The organism is Enterobacter sp. MGH 16 (assembly GCF_000493175.1).
Classification (GTDB): Bacteria; Pseudomonadota; Gammaproteobacteria; order Enterobacterales; family Enterobacteriaceae; genus Enterobacter; species Enterobacter roggenkampii.
On sequence record NZ_KI535695.1, the window covers coordinates 4,123,924 to 4,142,162 of the forward strand.

The window sequence follows — 18,239 nt, forward strand, 5'->3', positions numbered from 1 at the left end:
CTCGATCTACATGTGTTTATTGATAATTATCCCGTGCAGACCGCTTCAACAACCGCTTTACCGCGATTGTGTGTCAGGCATCACAAAGAAACAGGCGTTTTTCTGAAACCGGTTACAATTTTACATTGCTGGGTACCCGGCCCGTCGAAACGGGCAGGGTGAAAGCGAGAGGATTAGCTGATGGATGTGCGAACGATTCGATTTTTTCCCTGCTGTTTGGCGCTGTAGAGGGCGTTATCAACGCTTCCGACAAATTGTTCCAGCGGTTCAAAATGCCACTCTCCAAGACCGCCGCTGAACGTAACCCGCAGGTTTTCTTCCCGCCAGACGCGTTTTTCAACGGCGGTACGCCACGCTTCCAATAATGAGAGCGCGGAAGACATCTGCTCCGCCTGGAAGATTACGGCGAACTCTTCTCCGCCATAACGGTAAACCGAGACGTGATGTGGCTGCATAATCTGGATCCCTTCACGAGCCACGTTGCGCAGAACGATATCACCGGTCAGGTGACCCAGCGTGTCGTTAATTGACTTGAAGTTATCAATATCCACCAGCGCCATCGCGAAGGGCTGATGGGCATTCAGCAGCTCTGCGATATCGCTGTCGAACGCGCGGCGGTTTTTACAGCCCGTCAGCGCATCGTGGGTAGCCTGGCGGACATACGCCATTTCGCGCTCTTTATTGGACTGAATCGTGTGGCTCAGCATCGCTTCCAGGCGCGGTGCCTCGTTAACGTCGCCAGTTTTGATGGCATTGATAATGTGCATCAGCACGCTACGCGAGGCGTGGCGGAGGTATAAGCCGAAAAGGATGATGATGATGGCCGCCAGCGCAAACCCCCAGCCAACGATCGTCGTTTCGTGGCGGGTGATATCGGTGAGCGTCGCACCGGATACCCGGTAGATGACAAACCAGTCCGGGTTGGTAAAAGAGTAATAGTAATACCAGGCGTTGCTTTTCTTGTCGTAAAGATGGCCTTCGCCGCTGGTCATTTTGTCCATCAGCGCTTCGCTCACGTACTGCTTGAAGAGCGCGCCGGTATCCGGATGCAGCACCACAGCACCGTCGCGTTCGACGACGAAGAATTCCCCCTGAACGGGCGCCACCATCTGGCGCAAGGTATAGCCCATCGACGTCAAATCGAGATGAAAGGCGATCGTTCCCTTCAGTCTGCCTTCCGGCGAGATCAACGGCTTATAAAGGGTTACTGTCGGATGGCCGGTAAAGTAGTCCATGTAGGGACGGGTATAGTGGCTGAAGATGCTGGCTTCCGCCTGAGCGACAAACCACGGCCGCGTTCGGGGATCGAAGGTTTTACTCTTCTCCGTGGGGAGCACCTCCGGTGCGCGCAGATAATGCCCCTGCGTATCGGCAAGCGAAATGGAGGAGACGGTCGGCATCAGGTTCTGCAAATGCATGACCATCTGCAGCCCCTGCGTCGGGTTAAGGTTTAGCGTCTCGTTTAGCCTGTCGTCGCGCGCAAAGTACATCGCGGAACGGCCCAGAATATAGTCGTTTTCACGCAGGATAGATTCGGTGTAGTTCACCGCCAGGTTGTGCGTGAAGTTGCTATTGATCTTATGATAATCCTCAAGAAAATCCTTTCGTTGCGAAAGCGTCACCGCGATCGCGATCACCGCAAAACTGCAGAGGATCCCCGCAAAGCTGAGCATAATGGGCCGGGTAAAAGAGAGCTTTTTGCTGTGAAGTGCCATGAGCTGTACATCGTTCCTGATGGTGAATACTTTTCGTCTGCCGATATCCTCTCAGCATAGTCGCTGCCCTGCGGTTAGCGGTGAATTATACGGCACGCGATTTTTGACAGGATGATTTATCTTAAGAACCATTAAGAAAATACTTATTAAACTGGCATGAGCCGTTTGAGCAATGAACCAGAGGCAGGGCGAAACGAGGAAGAAGCTTTTCGCCCTGGTCAGCATCCGTTGCTGACCGTGTGACAATAAAAAACCGGACGATTGCCGACAACCATCCGGTTTTGCCTTTTCGTCGCGGCTCGACAGTTTTTTAACGTGTTGCAGTGCGTTTCAACGTCACTGCGAGGCTCTTCCCAGCCAGCTGTCCCAGTCTTTCCAGACGGGCTGAAGACCCTGCGCCGTCAGGGCGGCGGCGACCGCTTCCGGGCGTCGTCCGTCATGGGGTGCAAATTGTTCCAGTTCCGGATGGTCGTCGGCGTAGCCGCCAGGCTGCGTTTTGGAAAACGCGCTGACGTTGTTAATCGCAAGCGGGATGACGCGATCGCGAAACGCCGGGGACTCGCGCGTTGAGAGCGATAATTCCACTTCCGGAGCGAGCAGGCGAAACGCGCAAATGGTCTGCACCAGCTGGCGTTCATCCATCAGCGAAGCCGGTTCAATTCCTCCCGCGCAAGGACGCAGGCGCGGGAAGGAGATGGAGTATCGGCTCTGCCAGTAGTGCTGCTGCAACCACAGCAAATGTTCCGCCACCATGTAACAATCCACCCGCCAGCTGTCGGAGAGCCCGATCAGCGCACCCAGACCGATTTTGTCGATACCGGCGCGACCCAGCCTGTCCGGCGTTTCCAGGCGGAAGAAGAAATCCTGTTTCTTGCCCTTCAGGTGGTGTCGGGCGTACGTCGCCTCGTGGTAGGTTTCCTGATAGACCATGACGCCGTCCAGCCCGAGCGTTTTGAGCTCCGCGTACTCCTCCTGCGACAGAGGCTGCACTTCCATCTGCAACGACGCGAACTGACGACGAATGGCGGGAAGGTGCCGACGGAAATAGTCCATTCCCACTTTCCCCTGATGTTCGCCCGTGACCAGCAAAAGATGTTCAAAGCCCATTTCACGGATGGCCGCACACTCACGGGCAATCTCAGCCTCATCGAGCGTTTTACGCTTGATGCGGTTGCTCATGGAGAAACCGCAGTAGGTGCAGTCATTGGCGCACAGGTTGGAGAGATAGAGCGGCACGTAGAAACTCACCGTGTTGCCAAACCGCTGGCGGGTAAGCCGCTGCGCTCGCTGGGCCATCGGTTCGAGGTAGGCGCTGGCCGCCGGGGAGAGCAGGGCCATCAGATCCTCGCGGGTCAGATGACGGGCCTGCAGCGCGCGCTCCACGTCAGCCGCCGTTTTGCTGTTGATACGCAGGGCAATGTCGTCCCAGCTAAGCTGGCGCCAGCGCTCGGTAAACGTGCTCATGAGATCGCCTCCAGAAAACCGGTCAGCGGGCTGGTGGCCTGCGCCTGGAAACTGCGCGAGCCGGGGCCGGATCCCCTTGCCAGCAGGCCTGCCTCTACGGCCAGGCGGAATGCACGCGCCATCATGACCGGATCGTCGGCAACCGCGATAGCCGTATTCACCAGCACCGCGTCGGCGCCCATCTCCAGCGCCTGCGCGGCATGGCTGGGCACGCCAATGCCTGCATCCACCACCACCGGTACGGTGGCCTGTTCAATAATGATTTCCAGCATCGCGCGGGTCTCCAGCCCCTGGTTAGAGCCAATGGGGGCCCCCAGCGGCATGACGGCGGCGCAGCCGACCTCTTCCAGCCGTTTGCACAGAACAGGGTCGGCCCCGCAGTAAGGCAGGACGGTAAACCCTTGCTGAACCAGCTTTTCAGCCGCTTTCAGCGTTTCAATCGGATCGGGCAGCAGCCAGCGGGCATCCGGATGGATTTCCAGCTTCAACCAGCGGGTGCCGAGCGCCTCCCGTGCCAGCTGTGCGGCAAAAATCGCCTCTTCTGCCGTTTTGGCACCGGAGGTGTTGGGCAACAGCGTGACGCCCGCTTCCAGCAACGGAGCCAGAATGGCATCGCTGTGATGGCGCAGATCCACGCGCTTGAGCGCCAGCGTCACCAGCTGGCTGCCGCTTTCGCGAATGGCCTCCACCATCAGCTGCGGCGAGGCGAATTTTCCGGTTCCGGTAAACAGATGCGAATCAAAATCCTTATCGGCAATACGTAACATCTCAGCCCCCTGCGATAACCTGAAACAGCAGGATCTGGTCGCCGTCATTGACCTGCTGATGTTCCCACTGCTCGCGCGGCAGGATCTGTTGATTGAGCGCCAGCGCCGTTCCCGGCTTGAGCTGACGCAGCTTGTCGAGCAGTGCGGCAACGGTGAGCCCGTCGTCGCAGCTCATCGGCTCATCGTTAAACAGAATGCGCATCGCGGCCTCCGCACACCGGGCAGTGGCTGGCGCGATGCAGCGCCAGATGACGCCAGCCGCTGGAGCGGGCATCAAACAGCCGCAGCGTATTGCGTTCCGTCTCCATGCCGCTGAGCAGCTTGATGGCCTCCAGCGCCTGCATCGTGCCCATCACGCCGACCACCGGACCCAGAATGCCCGCCGTACGGCAGTTGCGCGTCGGCTCGGCATCGTCCGGCCACAGGCAGCGATAGCAGCCCTGCGTCCACGGTGGCGTCAGAACCATCATTTGCCCGCCGAACCCCACCGCGCTGGCGGTGATAAGCGGCGTATGATTTGCCACGCAGGCGGCGTTGATCGCCTGGCGCGTCGCCATGTTGTCGGTACAGTCCAGCACCACGTCGGCAAGGGCGACTTCACGGTGCAGGCTTTCACCGCCAAGCCGCTCCTGTAGGGCAATCAGTTCGATATCCGGGTTAAGCTGATGCAGCCGCTGCCGGGTGATCTGCGCTTTCGGCTGGTTGATATCCTCGGTGGTAAAGAGGATTTGTCGCTGCAGGTTGCTGAGGTGGACCTCGTCGTCGTCGGCCAGCACCAGCGTGCCGATACCCGCGCCTGCCAGATAGAGCGCGGCGGGTGCGCCTAATCCCCCCAGGCCAACAATCAGCACCCGGCTGGCGAGCAGTTTTTGCTGCCCGTCGATGGCGATATCCTCCAGCAGGATCTGACGGCTGTAGCGCATAAAGTCGCGATCATTCATCGCCTGCTCCTGCCAGCTGTAACAGCTGTTCGGTGGCGGCCTGCCAGTCTGCGGCCTGGGTGATGGCGCTGACGACGGCGATGCTGCCCACGCCGGTCTCCAGCACTGCCGGGGCGCGTTCCAGGCTGATTCCGCCGATGGCGACGGTGGGGTAGTCGGCAAGGCGTTTAACGTGACCCGCCAGTTGCGTCAGACCCTGCGGAGCGGAGGGCATCTGCTTGGTTTGCGTCGGGAAGACGTGACCGAGCGCGATGTAAGAGGGACGGGCCGCCAGGGCCACGTCGATCTCCATGTCATCGTGTGTTGACACGCCAAGACGTAACCCGGCGTCACGGATTGCGCTCAGATCCGTTGTTTCCAGGTCCTCCTGACCCAGATGCACGCCGTACGCCCGGTGCTTAACGGCCAGCCGCCAGTAGTCATTGATAAACAGGCGGGCGTTATACCGACGCCCCAGCGCAATGGCGGCAACCACATCGGCTTCCACCTCCTCATCGCGTTTATCCTTGATGCGCAGCTGGAGGGTGCGAACGCCTGCCTCCAGCAGGCGCGCTATCCACGCCACGCTGTCCACCACCGGATAGAGCCCTAAACGGTAGGGAACGGGTGGGAAATCGGGCTGGTACATTACGCCTCCTCTTTTTTGAGGTAGATTTCGCCGCCTTTGGCGCGGAAGGCTTCGGACATGTCCGCCATACCCACTTCAATGGTTTGCGCGGCGGCGTAGTCGCGCACCTCCTGGCTGATCTTCATCGAGCAGAACTTCGGCCCACACATGGAGCAGAAGTGCGCGACTTTGCCCGATTCCTGCGGCAGGGTTTCGTCGTGGTAGGCGCGGGCGGTGAACGGATCCAGCGCCAGGTTGAACTGGTCTTCCCAGCGGAATTCAAAGCGCGCCTTCGACATGGCGTTATCACGGATTTGCGCGCCCGGGTGGCCTTTGGCCAGATCCGCCGCGTGGGCGGCAATTTTGTAGGTGATCAGCCCCTGCTTCACGTCCTCTTTGTTAGGCAGGCCGAGGTGCTCTTTCGGCGTCACGTAGCAGAGCATGGCGCAGCCGAACCAGCCGATCATCGCCGCGCCAATGCCTGACGTGAAGTGGTCATAGCCCGGCGCGATGTCGGTGGTCAGTGGCCCCAGCGTGTAGAACGGCGCTTCGTGGCAGTGCTCCAGCTCTTCGGTCATGTTGCGGCGGATCATCTGCATCGGCACGTGTCCCGGGCCTTCAATCATCACCTGCACGTCATACTCCCAGGCGATTTTGGTCAGCTCGCCCAGCGTGTGCAGCTCGGCAAACTGTGCTTCGTCGTTAGCATCGCGGATGGAGCCCGGGCGCAGGCCGTCGCCCAGCGACAGAGAGACATCGTACGCGGCGCAGATTTCGCAGATCTCGCGGAAGTGTTCGTAGAGGAAGTTCTCCTGGTGATGGGAGAGGCACCACTTCGCCATGATCGAACCGCCGCGCGAGACGATGCCGGTCAGACGCTTCGCGGTCATCGGCACGTAGCGCAGCAGCACGCCCGCGTGAATGGTGAAGTAGTCCACGCCCTGTTCCGCCTGCTCCAGCAGCGTGTCGCGGAACGCTTCCCAGGTAAGGTTTTCGGCGATGCCGTTGACCTTCTCCAGTGCCTGATAAATCGGGACGGTGCCAATCGGAACCGGGCTGTTACGCAGGATCCACTCGCGGGTTTCGTGAATATAGCGGCCGGTGGAGAGATCCATTACCGTGTCCGCGCCCCAGCGCGTTGACCAGACAAGCTTTTCAACCTCTTCTTCGATGGAGGAGGTGACGGCCGAGTTACCGATGTTAGCGTTGACCTTCACCAGAAAGTTGCGGCCGATAATCATCGGCTCGGATTCCGGGTGGTTAATGTTGGCAGGGATGATCGCGCGGCCAGCGGCCACTTCGTTACGCACAAACTCCGGCGTGATGTTCTCCGGCAGGCGCGCGCCAAAGCCTTCGCCTGGGTGTTGGTAGCGCAGCACTTCGCTGCGGATACGCTCGCGGCCCATGTTCTCGCGGATGGCGATGAACTCCATCTCCGGCGTGACGATCCCCTGGCGGGCGTAGTGCAGCTGGGTCACGCATTTGCCCGCTTTGGCACGTTTTGGCGTCAGCAGGCCGGTAAAGCGCAGCGCGTCCAGACCGTCGTCGGCCAGGCGTTCTTTGGTGTACGCAGAACTGCGTACGCTCAGTTCTTCGCAGTCGTTACGCGCCTCTATCCACGGCTGGCGCAGCTTTGCCAGACCCTGCTGAACGTTGATAGCAACATCAGGATCGCCGTACGGGCCGGAGGTGTCATACACCGGCACGGCTTCGTTGTCTTCATACTGCGGATTCTCTTTGCTGCCGCCGATGAGCGTCGGGCTGAGCCGGATTTCACGCATCGGGACGCGGATATCGACCTGCGAGCCGGAAATGTAGATGCGTTTCGAGTTCGGGAAAGCGGTGCCTTCCAGGGTGTCGATGAAGTGTTGGGCCTGTGCACGCTGTTCGCGGCGGGTCAGTTTTGCAGTAGACATAGCTCATTCCAAAAGTGAAGGACATGGCTTGTCAGACGACGGATGAAGCAAGAGAGGATCGCCCGGGGGGCGATACAACAGCAGTGTGACTCTTGTTCCCTTCGCAGGTATTAGCCTGATCAGGTTCCGCGGATCCCGAATTAACGGTCTCAGCCCGGCTTTCGCTCTGGGCACTCCGACAAGAAAAATCCCCCTCGTGAGAGGGGCGAATGGTTGTAAATTACTCGTTAACGATTAAGAACTCAAGCCGGGCGCGCGATGTTATCTTCGGGGCTGGCGTCCAGGACGAGGCTAATCAGCTTATCTTCCAGCGTGAATCGCTCTTCCAGCGCTTCGCCAAGGTCGGAAAGCGCCTGCTGGAACTCAAGATAGTTATCGTGATCGATGGCGTTCTCAAGCGTGGAATCGTAGTAATCCATGATCTGCTGGGTGTTGGCTTCCAGCAGCGGACAAAGTTTGCTGGCCGCTAAATACGGCGTTGTCCCTTCCATTTCGCGGATAATGCGTTCATAAATATTGAAATGGCCGTCGGACAGATAGTCGACCAGGCTCTGACAAAAATCATCCAGCGCTTTTTCATTCAGCCGCATAAACGATTCTTTGCCAGGCTTAAGACCGACCAGATTGTAATAAGCCACGAGTAGATGCTTGCGCACATGTAGCCAGCGATCCACCAGTTTGTTACTTCCTCTAACGCGCTCAGTCAGGCTTTCTAGCTGGTTTAACATGGTCGACTCCGCAAAGTGTAGGATTGAATCTGCTCATCCAGAATGTAACCACAATGCTAACAACATGTCAGTGAAGCGAAGGTAGTGCAATAGATATGGATCGTATTATTGAAAAATCAGATCTGGGTTGGTGGATCGTCAGTCACGAACAAAAATTATGGTTGCCCGGTGGAGAGCTGCCCTACGGTGCGGCGGAAACGTTCGATCTCGTGGGCCAGCCTGCGCTGAAGATCGGCGAGTGGCAGGGTGAACCCGTGTGGTTGATCCAACAATCGCGTCGTCAGGATATGGGATCCGTTCGCCAGGTGTTGGATCTGGACGTAGGCCTGTTCCAGCTGGCGGGGCGGGGCGTGCAGCTGGCGGAGTTTTACCGCTCGCACAAATACTGCGGCTATTGCGGCCATACCATGCACCCGAGTAAAACCGAGTGGGCGATGCTCTGCAGCCACTGCCGCGAACGTTATTACCCACAAATTGCGCCGTGCATTATCGTCGCTATCCGTCGGGATGACTCTATTTTGCTTGCACAGCATACCCGCCATCGCAACGGCATTCATACCGTGCTGGCCGGGTTCGTCGAAGTGGGCGAAACGCTGGAGCAGGCAGTGGCGCGCGAAGTGATGGAAGAGAGCGGAATCAAAGTGAAGAACCTGCGCTACGTCACCTCCCAGCCGTGGCCGTTCCCGCAGTCGCTGATGACGGCCTTTATGGCCGACTATGACAGCGGCGAGATCGTTATCGATCAGAAAGAGCTGCTGGATGCGAACTGGTATCGCTATGACGATCTACCGCTGCTCCCCCCACCGGGTACCGTGGCGCGTCGGCTGATAGAAGATACCGTAGCGATGTGTCGGGCCGAGTATGAGTAGTGTTACACTGAGGCCATGACGCTTAAGGAACTGCAAAAATGACCGAACTGAAGAACGATCGTTATCTGCGTGCGCTGCTGCGCCAGCCCGTTGATGTCACCCCGGTGTGGATGATGCGCCAGGCGGGACGCTATCTGCCAGAGTACAAAGCCACGCGCGCGCAGGCGGGCGATTTTATGTCGCTGTGCAAAAACGCCGAGCTGGCCTGTGAAGTGACGCTCCAGCCGCTGCGCCGCTTCCCGCTGGATGCGGCGATCCTCTTCTCGGATATTCTGACCATTCCGGATGCGATGGGCCTTGGCCTGTACTTCGAAACCGGTGAAGGCCCGCGTTTTACCTCTCCGATCAGAAGCAAAGCCGACGTGGACAAACTGCCGATCCCCGATCCGGAAGGCGAGCTGGGCTACGTGATGAACGCCGTGCGCACCATTCGCCGCGAGCTGAAAGGTGAAGTGCCGCTGATTGGCTTCTCCGGCAGCCCGTGGACGCTGGCGACCTACATGGTGGAAGGGGGCAGCAGCAAAGCCTTCACCCTGATTAAAAAGATGATGTACGCCGAGCCGCTGGCTCTGCATGCGCTGCTCGACAAGCTCGCGAAGAGCGTCACGCTCTACCTCAACGCGCAGATTAAAGCCGGTGCGCAGTCGGTGATGATTTTCGATACCTGGGGCGGCGTGCTGACCGGGCGTGATTATCAACAGTTCTCCCTGTATTACATGCATAAAATCGTTGACGGCCTGCTGCGCGAAAACGAAGGCCGCCGCGTGCCGGTCACGCTGTTCACCAAAGGTGGCGGTCAGTGGCTGGAAGCCATGGCGGCAACCGGCTGTGACGCCCTGGGTCTCGACTGGACTACCGATATCGCTGATGCCCGCCGCCGCGTGGGCGACAAAGTAGCGCTTCAGGGCAATATGGACCCGTCCATGCTCTATGCGCCGCCTGCCCGCATTGAAGAAGAAGTGTCGACTATACTGTCTGGTTTCGGCCAGGGGGAAGGCCACGTCTTTAACCTCGGCCACGGTATTCATCAGGATGTGCCGCCAGAGCACGCAGGCGTATTTGTGGAGGCGGTGCATCGGCTTTCTGCCCAGTATCACAAGTAAGGAGTAGTTATGGATCTCGCGTCGCTACGCGCTCAACAAATCGAACTGGCCTCATCGGTGATCCGCGAGGATCGTCTGGATAAGGATCCTCCGCAGTACATTGGCGGAGCCGACGTCGGGTTTGAGCAGGGTGGGGACGTGACGCGAGCGGCGATGGTGGTCCTGAAATACCCTTCGCTCGAGCTGGTGGAGTACAAGGTCGCGCGTATTGCCACCACCATGCCGTACATTCCGGGCTTTCTCTCCTTCCGCGAATATCCCGCGCTGCTGGCAGCGTGGGAGCAGCTTTCGCAAAAACCTGACCTGCTTTTTGTCGATGGGCACGGTATCTCACACCCGCGCCGTTTAGGCGTTGCCAGCCACTTTGGGCTGCTGGTGGATGTGCCGACCATTGGCGTTGCCAAGAAACGCCTGTGCGGGGCGTTTGAGCCACTCTCCGCCGAGCCGGGTGCGCTGGCGCCGCTCATCCATAAGGGCGAGCAGCTGGCGTGGGTCTGGCGCAGCAAGGCTCGCTGTAATCCGCTGTTCATCGCCACCGGCCATCGGGTGAGCATGGACAGTGCTCTGGCGTGGGTACAGCGCTGCATGAAGGGCTACCGTTTACCGGAGCCGACGCGCTGGGCTGACGCGGTGGCCTCTTCGCGTCCGGCTTTTGTTCGTTGGCAGGAAATTCAGCGATGATTCAGGTAAACTGCGCCTAATTTTCGATTCGAGAGATCATCATGCTACAAAACCCGATTCACCTGCGCCTTGAAAAGCTGGAAAGCTGGCAGCACGTCACCTTTATGGCTTGCCTGTGCGAGCGCATGTATCCCAACTATGCCGCGTTCTGCAAGCAGACCGGCTTTGGTGATGGCCATATCTACCGCCGCATTCTGGATCTGATCTGGGAAACGCTGACGGTGAAAGACGCGAAGGTGAATTTCGACTCTCAGCTCGAAAAGCTGGAAGAGGCGATCCCGGTGGCGGATGATTTTGACCTGTACGGCGTCTACCCGGCAATTGATGCCTGTGTGGCGTTAAGCGAATTGCTCCACTCCCGCCTGAGCGGTGAGACGCTGGAGCACGCTATCGAAGTCAGTAAGGCCTCTATCACCACCGTGGCGATGCTGGAAATGACCCAGGAAGGTCGCGAGATGACCGACGAAGAGCTGCGTGCAAATCCGGCCGTTGAGCAAGAATGGGATATCCAGTGGGAGATTTTCCGCCTGCTGGCAGAGTGTGAAGAACGCGACATTGAGCTGATAAAAGGGCTGCGCGTGGACTTACGTGAGGCCGGTGAGAGTAATATTGGTATAATTTTTAACCAATGAGATAAGAAAACTTGAGATAACGCCCGTTTTGTCGCTCCTCGACTCTTCCCTTTCGACCCTTGTCTGGTCTACATTTGGGGGGCGAAAAAAAGTGGCTATCGGTGCGTGTATGCAGGAGAGTGCTTTTTTGGCATTTTCGTCGCACTCGATGCTTAGCAAGCGATAAACACATTGAAAGGATAACTTATGAACAAGACTCAACTGATTGATGTAATTGCGGACAAGGCTGATCTGTCTAAAGTGCAGGCTAAAGCTGCTCTGGAATCTACCCTGGCTGCTATTACTGAGTCTCTGAAAGAAGGCGATGCTGTACAACTGGTTGGTTTCGGTACCTTCAAAGTGAACCACCGCGCTGAGCGTACTGGCCGCAACCCGCAGACCGGTAAAGAAATCAAAATCGCCGCAGCGAACGTGCCGGCATTTGTTTCTGGTAAAGCACTGAAAGACGCAGTTAAGTAAGACGCGTGGCAGTGAACAGTTTTAGCGAAGGGGCGGCAACGCCCCTTTTGTCTTTCTGGCGCGGAACGCTCGCGCTGGCAGGTGCGCTGCTGCTGTCAGCCTGTAGTCACGACACCACTCTGCCGCCGTTTACCGCCAGCGGCTACGCTGACAACCAGGGCGCGGTCAGGATCTGGCGTAAAGATTCCGGCAATGAAGTTCATCTGTTGTCTGCCTTCAGCCCGTGGCATAGCGGCAATACGTCGACGGCAGAATATCGCTGGCAGGGAGATGACCTCTCGCTGATTGAGCTGAACGTCTACAGCAAGACCCCCGAACACGTGAAAGTGCGTTTTGACGACCATGGCGAGCTGAGCTTTATGCAGCGTGAAGTCAGCGGTCAAAAACAGCAGCTTTCCAGCGACCAAATCGCCCTCTACCGTTACCGTGCCGAACAAATCCGCCAGACCAGCGATGCGCTTCGTCTGGGACGCGTTGTGCTGCGCCAGGGGCGCTGGCATAACGATGGAACGGTAACCACCTGCGAAGGGCAAACGGTGAAGCCTGAGCTTGAATCCTGGGCGACCGAACACATTCAACGCCGTCAGCGTCATTCATCAATGGAAGTGAGCGTGGCGTGGCTTGAGGCGCCGGAAGGCTCTCAATTGCTATTGGTGGCGAACGAAGATTTCTGCACCTGGCAGCCGACAGAGAAGAGTTTTTGAGTTCTGTGGATTAAGCCGGATGGCGCTAACGCTTATCCGGCCTACGAACGATTCCCTCTCCCTGTGGGAGAGGGTGAGGGCGAGGAGGAATTACTTCCCCTGCTCACGCGCAATCGCGCGATAGCCGATATCCTGACGGCTAAAGCTACCGTTCCAGTGAATATCCGCCATCAGCGCATAGGCGCGCTTCTGTGCTTCTGCCACGGTATGGCCCAGCGCGGTCGCACACAGCACGCGTCCGCCGTTGGTCAGAACGCGATCGTCCTCAGCCAGCTTCGTACCGGCGTGGAACACTTTCGCACCGTCAATCTCTTCCAGCGGCAGACCGTGGATCTCATCACCGGTGCTGTAGTTGCCCGGATAACCGCCCGCAGCAATCACCACGCCGAGAGACGCACGCTCGTCCCACTCGGAGGTTTTCTCGTCCAGCTTGCCATCGCAGGCAGCCAGGCACAGCTCCACCAGATCGGATTTCATGCGCAGCATGATGGGCTGGGTTTCTGGATCGCCAAAGCGGCAGTTGAATTCGATGACCTTAGGGTTACCCTGCTTGTCGATCATCAGGCCTGCATAAAGGAAACCGGTGTAGGTATTGCCTTCTGCCGCCATCCCCTTCACGGTAGGCCAGATGATGCGATCCATGGTGCGCTGGTGGACGTCGTCAGTCACGACCGGCGCAGGGGAGTAAGCGCCCATCCCTCCGGTATTAGGCCCCGTGTCGCCATTGCCCACACGCTTGTGATCCTGGCTGGTGGCCATCGGCAGAACGTGCTCGCCGTCGACCATGACGATAAAGCTCGCCTCTTCACCGTCGAGGAACTCTTCAATCACGATGCGGTGGCCCGCATCGCCAAAGGCGTTACCTGCCAGCATATCCTGAACCGCGGCTTCGGCTTCTTCGAGCGTCATCGCGACGATCACGCCTTTACCCGCGGCCAGACCGTCGGCCTTGATAACAATCGGCGCGCCCTTCTCACGTAACCAGGCCAGAGCAGGCTCCACTTCAGTGAAATTCTGATATTCCGCCGTCGGGATGTTATGACGCGCGAGGAAATCTTTGGTGAAGGCCTTGGAGCCTTCCAGCTGCGCGGCGCCTTCCGTTGGGCCAAAGATTTTCAGGCCCGCTGCGCGGAACGCATCCACCACGCCAATCACCAGCGGCGCTTCAGGGCCGACGATGGTCAGGTCGATTTTCTCCTGCTGAGCAAAGCTTAACAGCGCCGGAATGTCGGTCACGCCGATAGCCACGTTCTGCAGCGCGGGTTCCAGTGCGGTACCGGCGTTGCCCGGTGCCACGAAGACCGTTTTAACCAGCGGAGACTGGGCCGCTTTCCACGCCAGCGCGTGCTCGCGTCCGCCGTTACCAATCACTAATACTTTCATTTTCTGCTCCGGGAATTAATGGCGGAAGTGACGCATGTCGGTGAAGATCATCGCAATGCCGTGTTCGTCGGCAGCGGCAATCACTTCGTCATCGCGGATTGAACCGCCAGGCTGGATCACGCAGGTGATGCCGACAGCGGCTGCGGCATCGATGCCGTCACGGAACGGGAAGAAGGCGTCAGAGGCCATGGCGGAGCCTTTGACTTCCAGGCCTTCATCGCCTGCTTTAATACCCGCGATTTTCGCAGAGTAAACGCGGCTCATCTGGCCTGCGCCTATCCCGATGGTCATGTTCTCTTTCGCGTAGACGATGGCGTTGGATTTGACGAACTTCGCCACCTTCCAGCAGAACAGCGCGTCACGCAGCTCCTGTTCGGTCGGCTGACGTTTGGTCACCACGCGCAGGTCGGCTTCTGTCACCATACCCAGATCGCGGTCCTGAACCAGCAGGCCGCCGTTCACGCGCTTGAAGTCCAGGCCCGGCACGCGTTCCGCCCACTGGCCGCAAACCAGTACACGCACGTTCTGTTTTGCCGCGGTGATTTTCAGCGCTTCTTCGGAGGCCGATGGCGCGATGATCACTTCGACAAACTGGCGGGAGATGATGGCCTGTGCGGTTTCGGCATCCAGCTCGCGGTTGAAGGCGATAATGCCGCCGAACGCGGAGGTCGGGTCGGTTTTGTAGGCGCGGTCATAGGCGTCCAGAATGGAGGTGCTCACGGCAACGCCACATGGGTTCGCATGCTTGACGATAACACAGGCCGGCTCGCTGAATTCTTTCACGCATTCCAGCGCGGCGTCGGTGTCAGCAATGTTGTTATAGGAGAGCGCTTTGCCCTGAACCTGCTGTGCGGTAGCGACAGAAGCTTCTTTTACCTCTTCTTCTATATAGAAGGCCGCCTGCTGGTGGCTGTTCTCGCCGTAGCGCATATCCTGCTTCTTAATGAAGTTCAGATTCAGGGTGCGCGGGAAGCGGCCTGAAGGATCTTTGCTTTCACCGTGGTAAGCCGGCACCAGGCTACCGAAGTAGTTGGCGATCATGCTGTCGTACGCGGCGGTGTGTTCGAAGGCTTTGATGGCGAGGTCGAATCGCGTTTCCAGGGTCAGCGACCCATCGTTGGCGTCCATCTCATTAATAATGGTGGTGTAATCGCTGCTCTTGACCACGATGGCGACATCTTTATGGTTCTTGGCCGCAGAGCGCACCATGGTCGGGCCGCCGATATCAATATTCTCTACGGCATCTTCCAGAGAGCAGCCTTCGCGGGCAACGGTCTGGGCAAAGGGGTAGAGATTAACGACAACCATGTCGATAGGCGCGATGTCGTGCTGTTCCATAATGGCGTCGTCCTGGCCGCGACGGCCCAGAATACCGCCGTGGACTTTCGGGTGCAGGGTTTTGACGCGTCCATCCATCATTTCCGGGAAACCGGTGTAATCGGACACTTCGGTTACCGGCAGACCTTTATCTGCTAACAGGCGAGCGGTTCCACCTGTGGAAAGCAGCTCTACACCGCGTGCAGAAAGTGCCTGAGCGAATTCGACGATACCGGCTTTATCAGAAACACTGAGCAGAGCGCGGCGGACTGGACGACGTTGTTGCATGGTAAATCCCCTGGATTTCACGATTACAGAGAGCGTTAGATGAATTTTCCTGTGAAAAACTCATCTAACACACCTGACGAGGCATCCTTGTAAAGCGCGAGCATTTTAACGAAAACGTTTGCGCAACGCTCGCACATTTTCACTTTTTCGTATCATTGTGGATAAGTCTGTGCGTAAAAAGGTATAAGGCGGGGTTTTGCTGTGGAATGCAGCAGTCAATCATTTTTCTGTCATTTAGCGGTTGCGGCCTGCGGAGAACTCCCTATAATGCGCCTCCATCGACACGGCGGATGTGAATCACTTCACACAACAAGCGGTTCGGTTGAAGAGAAAAAATCCTGAAATAACGGGTTGACTCTGAAAGAGGAAAGCGTAATATACACCACCTCGCAACGGTGAGCGAAAGCCGCGTTGCACTGCTCTTTAACAATTTATCAGACAATCTGTGTGGGCACTCAAAGTGACATGGATTCTTAACGTCCTCGGACGAAAAATGAATACCAAGTCTCTGAGTGAACATACGTAATTCATTACGAAGTTTAATTCACGAGCATCAAACTTAAATTGAAGAGTTTGATCATGGCTCAGATTGAACGCTGGCGGCAGGCCTAACACATGCAAGTCGAGCGGTAACACAGGGAGCTTGCTCCTGGGTGACGAGCGGCGGACGGGTGAGTAATGTCTGGGAAACTGCCTGATGGAGGGGGATAACTACTGGAAACGGTAGCTAATACCGCATAACGTCGCAAGACCAAAGAGGGGGACCTTCGGGCCTCTTGCCATCAGATGTGCCCAGATGGGATTAGCTAGTAGGTGGGGTAACGGCTCACCTAGGCGACGATCCCTAGCTGGTCTGAGAGGATGACCAGCCACACTGGAACTGAGACACGGTCCAGACTCCTACGGGAGGCAGCAGTGGGGAATATTGCACAATGGGCGCAAGCCTGATGCAGCCATGCCGCGTGTATGAAGAAGGCCTTCGGGTTGTAAAGTACTTTCAGCGGGGAGGAAGGCGTTGAGGTTAATAACCTCAGCGATTGACGTTACCCGCAGAAGAAGCACCGGCTAACTCCGTGCCAGCAGCCGCGGTAATACGGAGGGTGCAAGCGTTAATCGGAATTACTGGGCGTAAAGCGCACGCAGGCGGTCTGTCAAGTCGGATGTGAAATCCCCGGGCTCAACCTGGGAACTGCATTCGAAACTGGCAGGCTAGAGTCTTGTAGAGGGGGGTAGAATTCCAGGTGTAGCGGTGAAATGCGTAGAGATCTGGAGGAATACCGGTGGCGAAGGCGGCCCCCTGGACAAAGACTGACGCTCAGGTGCGAAAGCGTGGGGAGCAAACAGGATTAGATACCCTGGTAGTCCACGCCGTAAACGATGTCGACTTGGAGGTTGTGCCCTTGAGGCGTGGCTTCCGGAGCTAACGCGTTAAGTCGACCGCCTGGGGAGTACGGCCGCAAGGTTAAAACTCAAATGAATTGACGGGGGCCCGCACAAGCGGTGGAGCATGTGGTTTAATTCGATGCAACGCGAAGAACCTTACCTACTCTTGACATCCAGAGAACTTTCCAGAGATGGATTGGTGCCTTCGGGAACTCTGAGACAGGTGCTGCATGGCTGTCGTCAGCTCGTGTTGTGAAATGTTGGGTTAAGTCCCGCAACGAGCGCAACCCTTATCCTTTGTTGCCAGCGGTTCGGCCGGGAACTCAAAGGAGACTGCCAGTGATAAACTGGAGGAAGGTGGGGATGACGTCAAGTCATCATGGCCCTTACGAGTAGGGCTACACACGTGCTACAATGGCGCATACAAAGAGAAGCGACCTCGCGAGAGCAAGCGGACCTCATAAAGTGCGTCGTAGTCCGGATTGGAGTCTGCAACTCGACTCCATGAAGTCGGAATCGCTAGTAATCGTAGATCAGAATGCTACGGTGAATACGTTCCCGGGCCTTGTACACACCGCCCGTCACACCATGGGAGTGGGTTGCAAAAGAAGTAGGTAGCTTAACCTTCGGGAGGGCGCTTACCACTTTGTGATTCATGACTGGGGTGAAGTCGTAACAAGGTAACCGTAGGGGAACCTGCGGTTGGATCACCTCCTTACCTTAAAGAACCTGCCTTTGTAGTGCTCACACAGATTGTCTGATGAATGATGAACTTCTGAATGTACTTTTGAGTGCATTAAGAAGTTTTGCTCTTTAAAAATCTGGATCAAGCTGAAAATTGAAACGACACATCTTAATGGTGTGTTCGAGTCTCTCAAATTTTCGCAATCAGAAGTGAAACATCTTCGGGTTGTGAGGTTAAGCGACTAAGCGTACACGGTGGATGCCCTGGCAGTCAGAGGCGATGAAGGACGTGCTAATCTGCGAAAAGCGCCGGCGAGGTGATATGAACCTTTGACCCGGCGATGTCCGAATGGGGAAACCCAGTGTGTTCCGACACACTATCGTTAACTGAATACATAGGTTAACGAGGCGAACCGGGGGAACTGAAACATCTAAGTACCCCGAGGAAAAGAAATCAACCGAGATTCCCCCAGTAGCGGCGAGCGAACGGGGAGCAGCCCAGAGTCTGAATCAGCTTGTGTGTTAGTGGAAGCGTCTGGAAAGTCGCACGGTACAGGGTGACAGTCCCGTACACGAAAGCACACAGGTTGTGAACTCG

Annotated in this window: 16 protein-coding genes, 1 rRNA gene, 1 riboswitch and 1 other annotated feature (1 of these 19 running past the window's edge); of the genes, 7 read left to right on the forward strand and 10 right to left on the reverse strand. The window is 57.2% G+C overall.

Features of this window, described 5'->3' with window-relative positions; genetic code table 11:
* Positions 1 to 173 precede the first annotated feature (173 nt).
* The 8 genes from L362_RS03635 to L362_RS03600 form a co-directional block, all read right to left on the reverse strand.
* A complete protein-coding gene (locus tag L362_RS03635; protein WP_023345239.1) occupies positions 174 to 1,715 on the reverse strand; it encodes a sensor domain-containing diguanylate cyclase in 1,542 nt (513 codons plus the stop codon).
* A gap of 336 nt (positions 1,716 to 2,051) precedes the next feature.
* Entirely contained in the window at positions 2,052 to 3,179 is a 1,128-nt protein-coding gene (gene thiH / locus L362_RS03630; protein WP_023345240.1) for a 2-iminoacetate synthase ThiH, read from the reverse strand.
* On the reverse strand, positions 3,176 to 3,946 hold the full coding sequence (gene thiG / locus L362_RS03625; RefSeq protein ID WP_023345241.1) for a thiazole synthase: 771 nt from the start codon (positions 3,944 to 3,946) through the stop codon (positions 3,176 to 3,178). Before thiG ends, thiH begins: the two co-directional genes overlap by 4 nt.
* Before the next feature lies 1 nt (position 3,947).
* Entirely contained in the window at positions 3,948 to 4,148 is a 201-nt protein-coding gene (gene thiS / locus L362_RS03620; protein ID WP_008503460.1) for a sulfur carrier protein ThiS, read from the reverse strand.
* Positions 4,132 to 4,887, reverse strand: a complete 756-nt coding sequence (locus tag L362_RS03615; protein WP_008503461.1) for a HesA/MoeB/ThiF family protein — start codon at positions 4,885 to 4,887, stop codon at positions 4,132 to 4,134. Before L362_RS03615 ends, thiS begins: the two co-directional genes overlap by 17 nt.
* On the reverse strand, positions 4,880 to 5,515 hold the full coding sequence (thiE, locus tag L362_RS03610; protein WP_021242961.1) for a thiamine phosphate synthase: 636 nt from the start codon (positions 5,513 to 5,515) through the stop codon (positions 4,880 to 4,882). Before thiE ends, L362_RS03615 begins: the two co-directional genes overlap by 8 nt.
* Positions 5,515 to 7,410, reverse strand: a complete 1,896-nt coding sequence (thiC, locus tag L362_RS03605) for a phosphomethylpyrimidine synthase ThiC (RefSeq protein WP_023345242.1) — start codon at positions 7,408 to 7,410, stop codon at positions 5,515 to 5,517. Before thiC ends, thiE begins: the two co-directional genes overlap by 1 nt.
* Before the next feature lie 79 nt (positions 7,411 to 7,489).
* A riboswitch (TPP riboswitch) is annotated at positions 7,490 to 7,598 on the reverse strand.
* Positions 7,599 to 7,652: 54 nt separating this feature from the next.
* Positions 7,653 to 8,138: an Rsd/AlgQ family anti-sigma factor gene (locus tag L362_RS03600; protein ID WP_008503464.1), complete on the reverse strand. Its 486-nt coding sequence runs from the start codon at positions 8,136 to 8,138 to the stop codon at positions 7,653 to 7,655.
* A gap of 95 nt (positions 8,139 to 8,233) precedes the next feature.
* On the opposite strand from L362_RS03600, the gene nudC reads away from it, so the two are divergent.
* The 6 genes from nudC to L362_RS03570 all read left to right on the forward strand — a co-directional run bounded on the left by nudC (position 8,234) and on the right by L362_RS03570 (position 12,586).
* Positions 8,234 to 9,007: an NAD(+) diphosphatase gene (nudC, locus tag L362_RS03595; RefSeq protein WP_008503465.1), complete on the forward strand. Its 774-nt coding sequence runs from the start codon at positions 8,234 to 8,236 to the stop codon at positions 9,005 to 9,007.
* Positions 9,008 to 9,045: 38 nt separating this feature from the next.
* The gene (hemE, locus tag L362_RS03590) at positions 9,046 to 10,110 is read left to right on the forward strand and encodes a uroporphyrinogen decarboxylase (RefSeq protein WP_008503466.1); all 1,065 of its coding nucleotides are present in this window, start codon (positions 9,046 to 9,048) and stop codon (positions 10,108 to 10,110) included.
* A gap of 9 nt (positions 10,111 to 10,119) precedes the next feature.
* Positions 10,120 to 10,791, forward strand: a complete 672-nt coding sequence (gene nfi, locus L362_RS03585; protein ID WP_021242964.1) for a deoxyribonuclease V — start codon at positions 10,120 to 10,122, stop codon at positions 10,789 to 10,791.
* A 41-nt stretch (positions 10,792 to 10,832) separates the two neighbouring features.
* The gene (locus L362_RS03580) at positions 10,833 to 11,423 is read left to right on the forward strand and encodes a YjaG family protein (protein WP_023345243.1); all 591 of its coding nucleotides are present in this window, start codon (positions 10,833 to 10,835) and stop codon (positions 11,421 to 11,423) included.
* Between the two features lie 186 nt (positions 11,424 to 11,609).
* Positions 11,610 to 11,882: a nucleoid-associated protein HU-alpha gene (gene hupA / locus L362_RS03575; protein WP_002445246.1), complete on the forward strand. Its 273-nt coding sequence runs from the start codon at positions 11,610 to 11,612 to the stop codon at positions 11,880 to 11,882.
* Positions 11,883 to 11,893: 11 nt separating this feature from the next.
* A complete protein-coding gene (locus L362_RS03570; RefSeq protein ID WP_023345244.1) occupies positions 11,894 to 12,586 on the forward strand; it encodes a DUF1481 domain-containing protein in 693 nt (230 codons plus the stop codon).
* Positions 12,587 to 12,676: 90 nt separating this feature from the next.
* Here the strand turns inward: L362_RS03570 and purD are convergent, their stop codons facing one another.
* Together purD and purH are read right to left on the reverse strand one after the other, a co-directional pair.
* Positions 12,677 to 13,969, reverse strand: a complete 1,293-nt coding sequence (gene purD / locus L362_RS03565; protein WP_023345245.1) for a phosphoribosylamine--glycine ligase — start codon at positions 13,967 to 13,969, stop codon at positions 12,677 to 12,679.
* Between the two features lie 15 nt (positions 13,970 to 13,984).
* Positions 13,985 to 15,574, reverse strand: coding sequence for a bifunctional phosphoribosylaminoimidazolecarboxamide formyltransferase/IMP cyclohydrolase (gene purH / locus L362_RS03560; RefSeq protein ID WP_023345246.1), 1,590 nt, complete (start codon positions 15,572 to 15,574; stop codon positions 13,985 to 13,987).
* A 561-nt stretch (positions 15,575 to 16,135) separates the two neighbouring features.
* On the opposite strand from purH, the gene L362_RS03555 reads away from it, so the two are divergent.
* A 16S ribosomal RNA gene (locus L362_RS03555) occupies positions 16,136 to 17,675 on the forward strand.
* Between the two features lie 243 nt (positions 17,676 to 17,918).
* Positions 17,919 to 18,239 (forward strand) — a sequence feature (23S ribosomal RNA rRNA prediction is too short); it runs 47 nt beyond the window's last position.

Bases quoted from the DNA above. Each gene is read 5' to 3' on its own strand.
- hemE (WP_008503466.1), top strand. From the start codon at position 9,046: ATGACCGAACTGAAGAACGATCGTTATCTGCGTGCGCTGCTGCGCCAG.
- L362_RS03635 (WP_023345239.1), bottom strand. From the start codon at position 1,715: ATGGCACTTCACAGCAAAAAGCTCTCTTTTACCCGGCCCATTATGCTC.
- purD (WP_023345245.1), bottom strand. From the start codon at position 13,969: ATGAAAGTATTAGTGATTGGTAACGGCGGACGCGAGCACGCGCTGGCG.
- thiG (WP_023345241.1), bottom strand. From the start codon at position 3,946: ATGTTACGTATTGCCGATAAGGATTTTGATTCGCATCTGTTTACCGGA.
- thiC (WP_023345242.1), bottom strand. From the start codon at position 7,410: ATGTCTACTGCAAAACTGACCCGCCGCGAACAGCGTGCACAGGCCCAA.
- L362_RS03580 (WP_023345243.1), top strand. From the start codon at position 10,833: ATGCTACAAAACCCGATTCACCTGCGCCTTGAAAAGCTGGAAAGCTGG.
- thiE (WP_021242961.1), bottom strand. From the start codon at position 5,515: ATGTACCAGCCCGATTTCCCACCCGTTCCCTACCGTTTAGGGCTCTAT.
- thiH (WP_023345240.1), bottom strand. From the start codon at position 3,179: ATGAGCACGTTTACCGAGCGCTGGCGCCAGCTTAGCTGGGACGACATT.
- purH (WP_023345246.1), bottom strand. From the start codon at position 15,574: ATGCAACAACGTCGTCCAGTCCGCCGCGCTCTGCTCAGTGTTTCTGAT.
- L362_RS03615 (WP_008503461.1), bottom strand. From the start codon at position 4,887: ATGAATGATCGCGACTTTATGCGCTACAGCCGTCAGATCCTGCTGGAG.
- L362_RS03600 (WP_008503464.1), bottom strand. From the start codon at position 8,138: ATGTTAAACCAGCTAGAAAGCCTGACTGAGCGCGTTAGAGGAAGTAAC.
- nudC (WP_008503465.1), top strand. From the start codon at position 8,234: ATGGATCGTATTATTGAAAAATCAGATCTGGGTTGGTGGATCGTCAGT.
- thiS (WP_008503460.1), bottom strand. From the start codon at position 4,148: ATGCGCATTCTGTTTAACGATGAGCCGATGAGCTGCGACGACGGGCTC.
- nfi (WP_021242964.1), top strand. From the start codon at position 10,120: ATGGATCTCGCGTCGCTACGCGCTCAACAAATCGAACTGGCCTCATCG.
- hupA (WP_002445246.1), top strand. From the start codon at position 11,610: ATGAACAAGACTCAACTGATTGATGTAATTGCGGACAAGGCTGATCTG.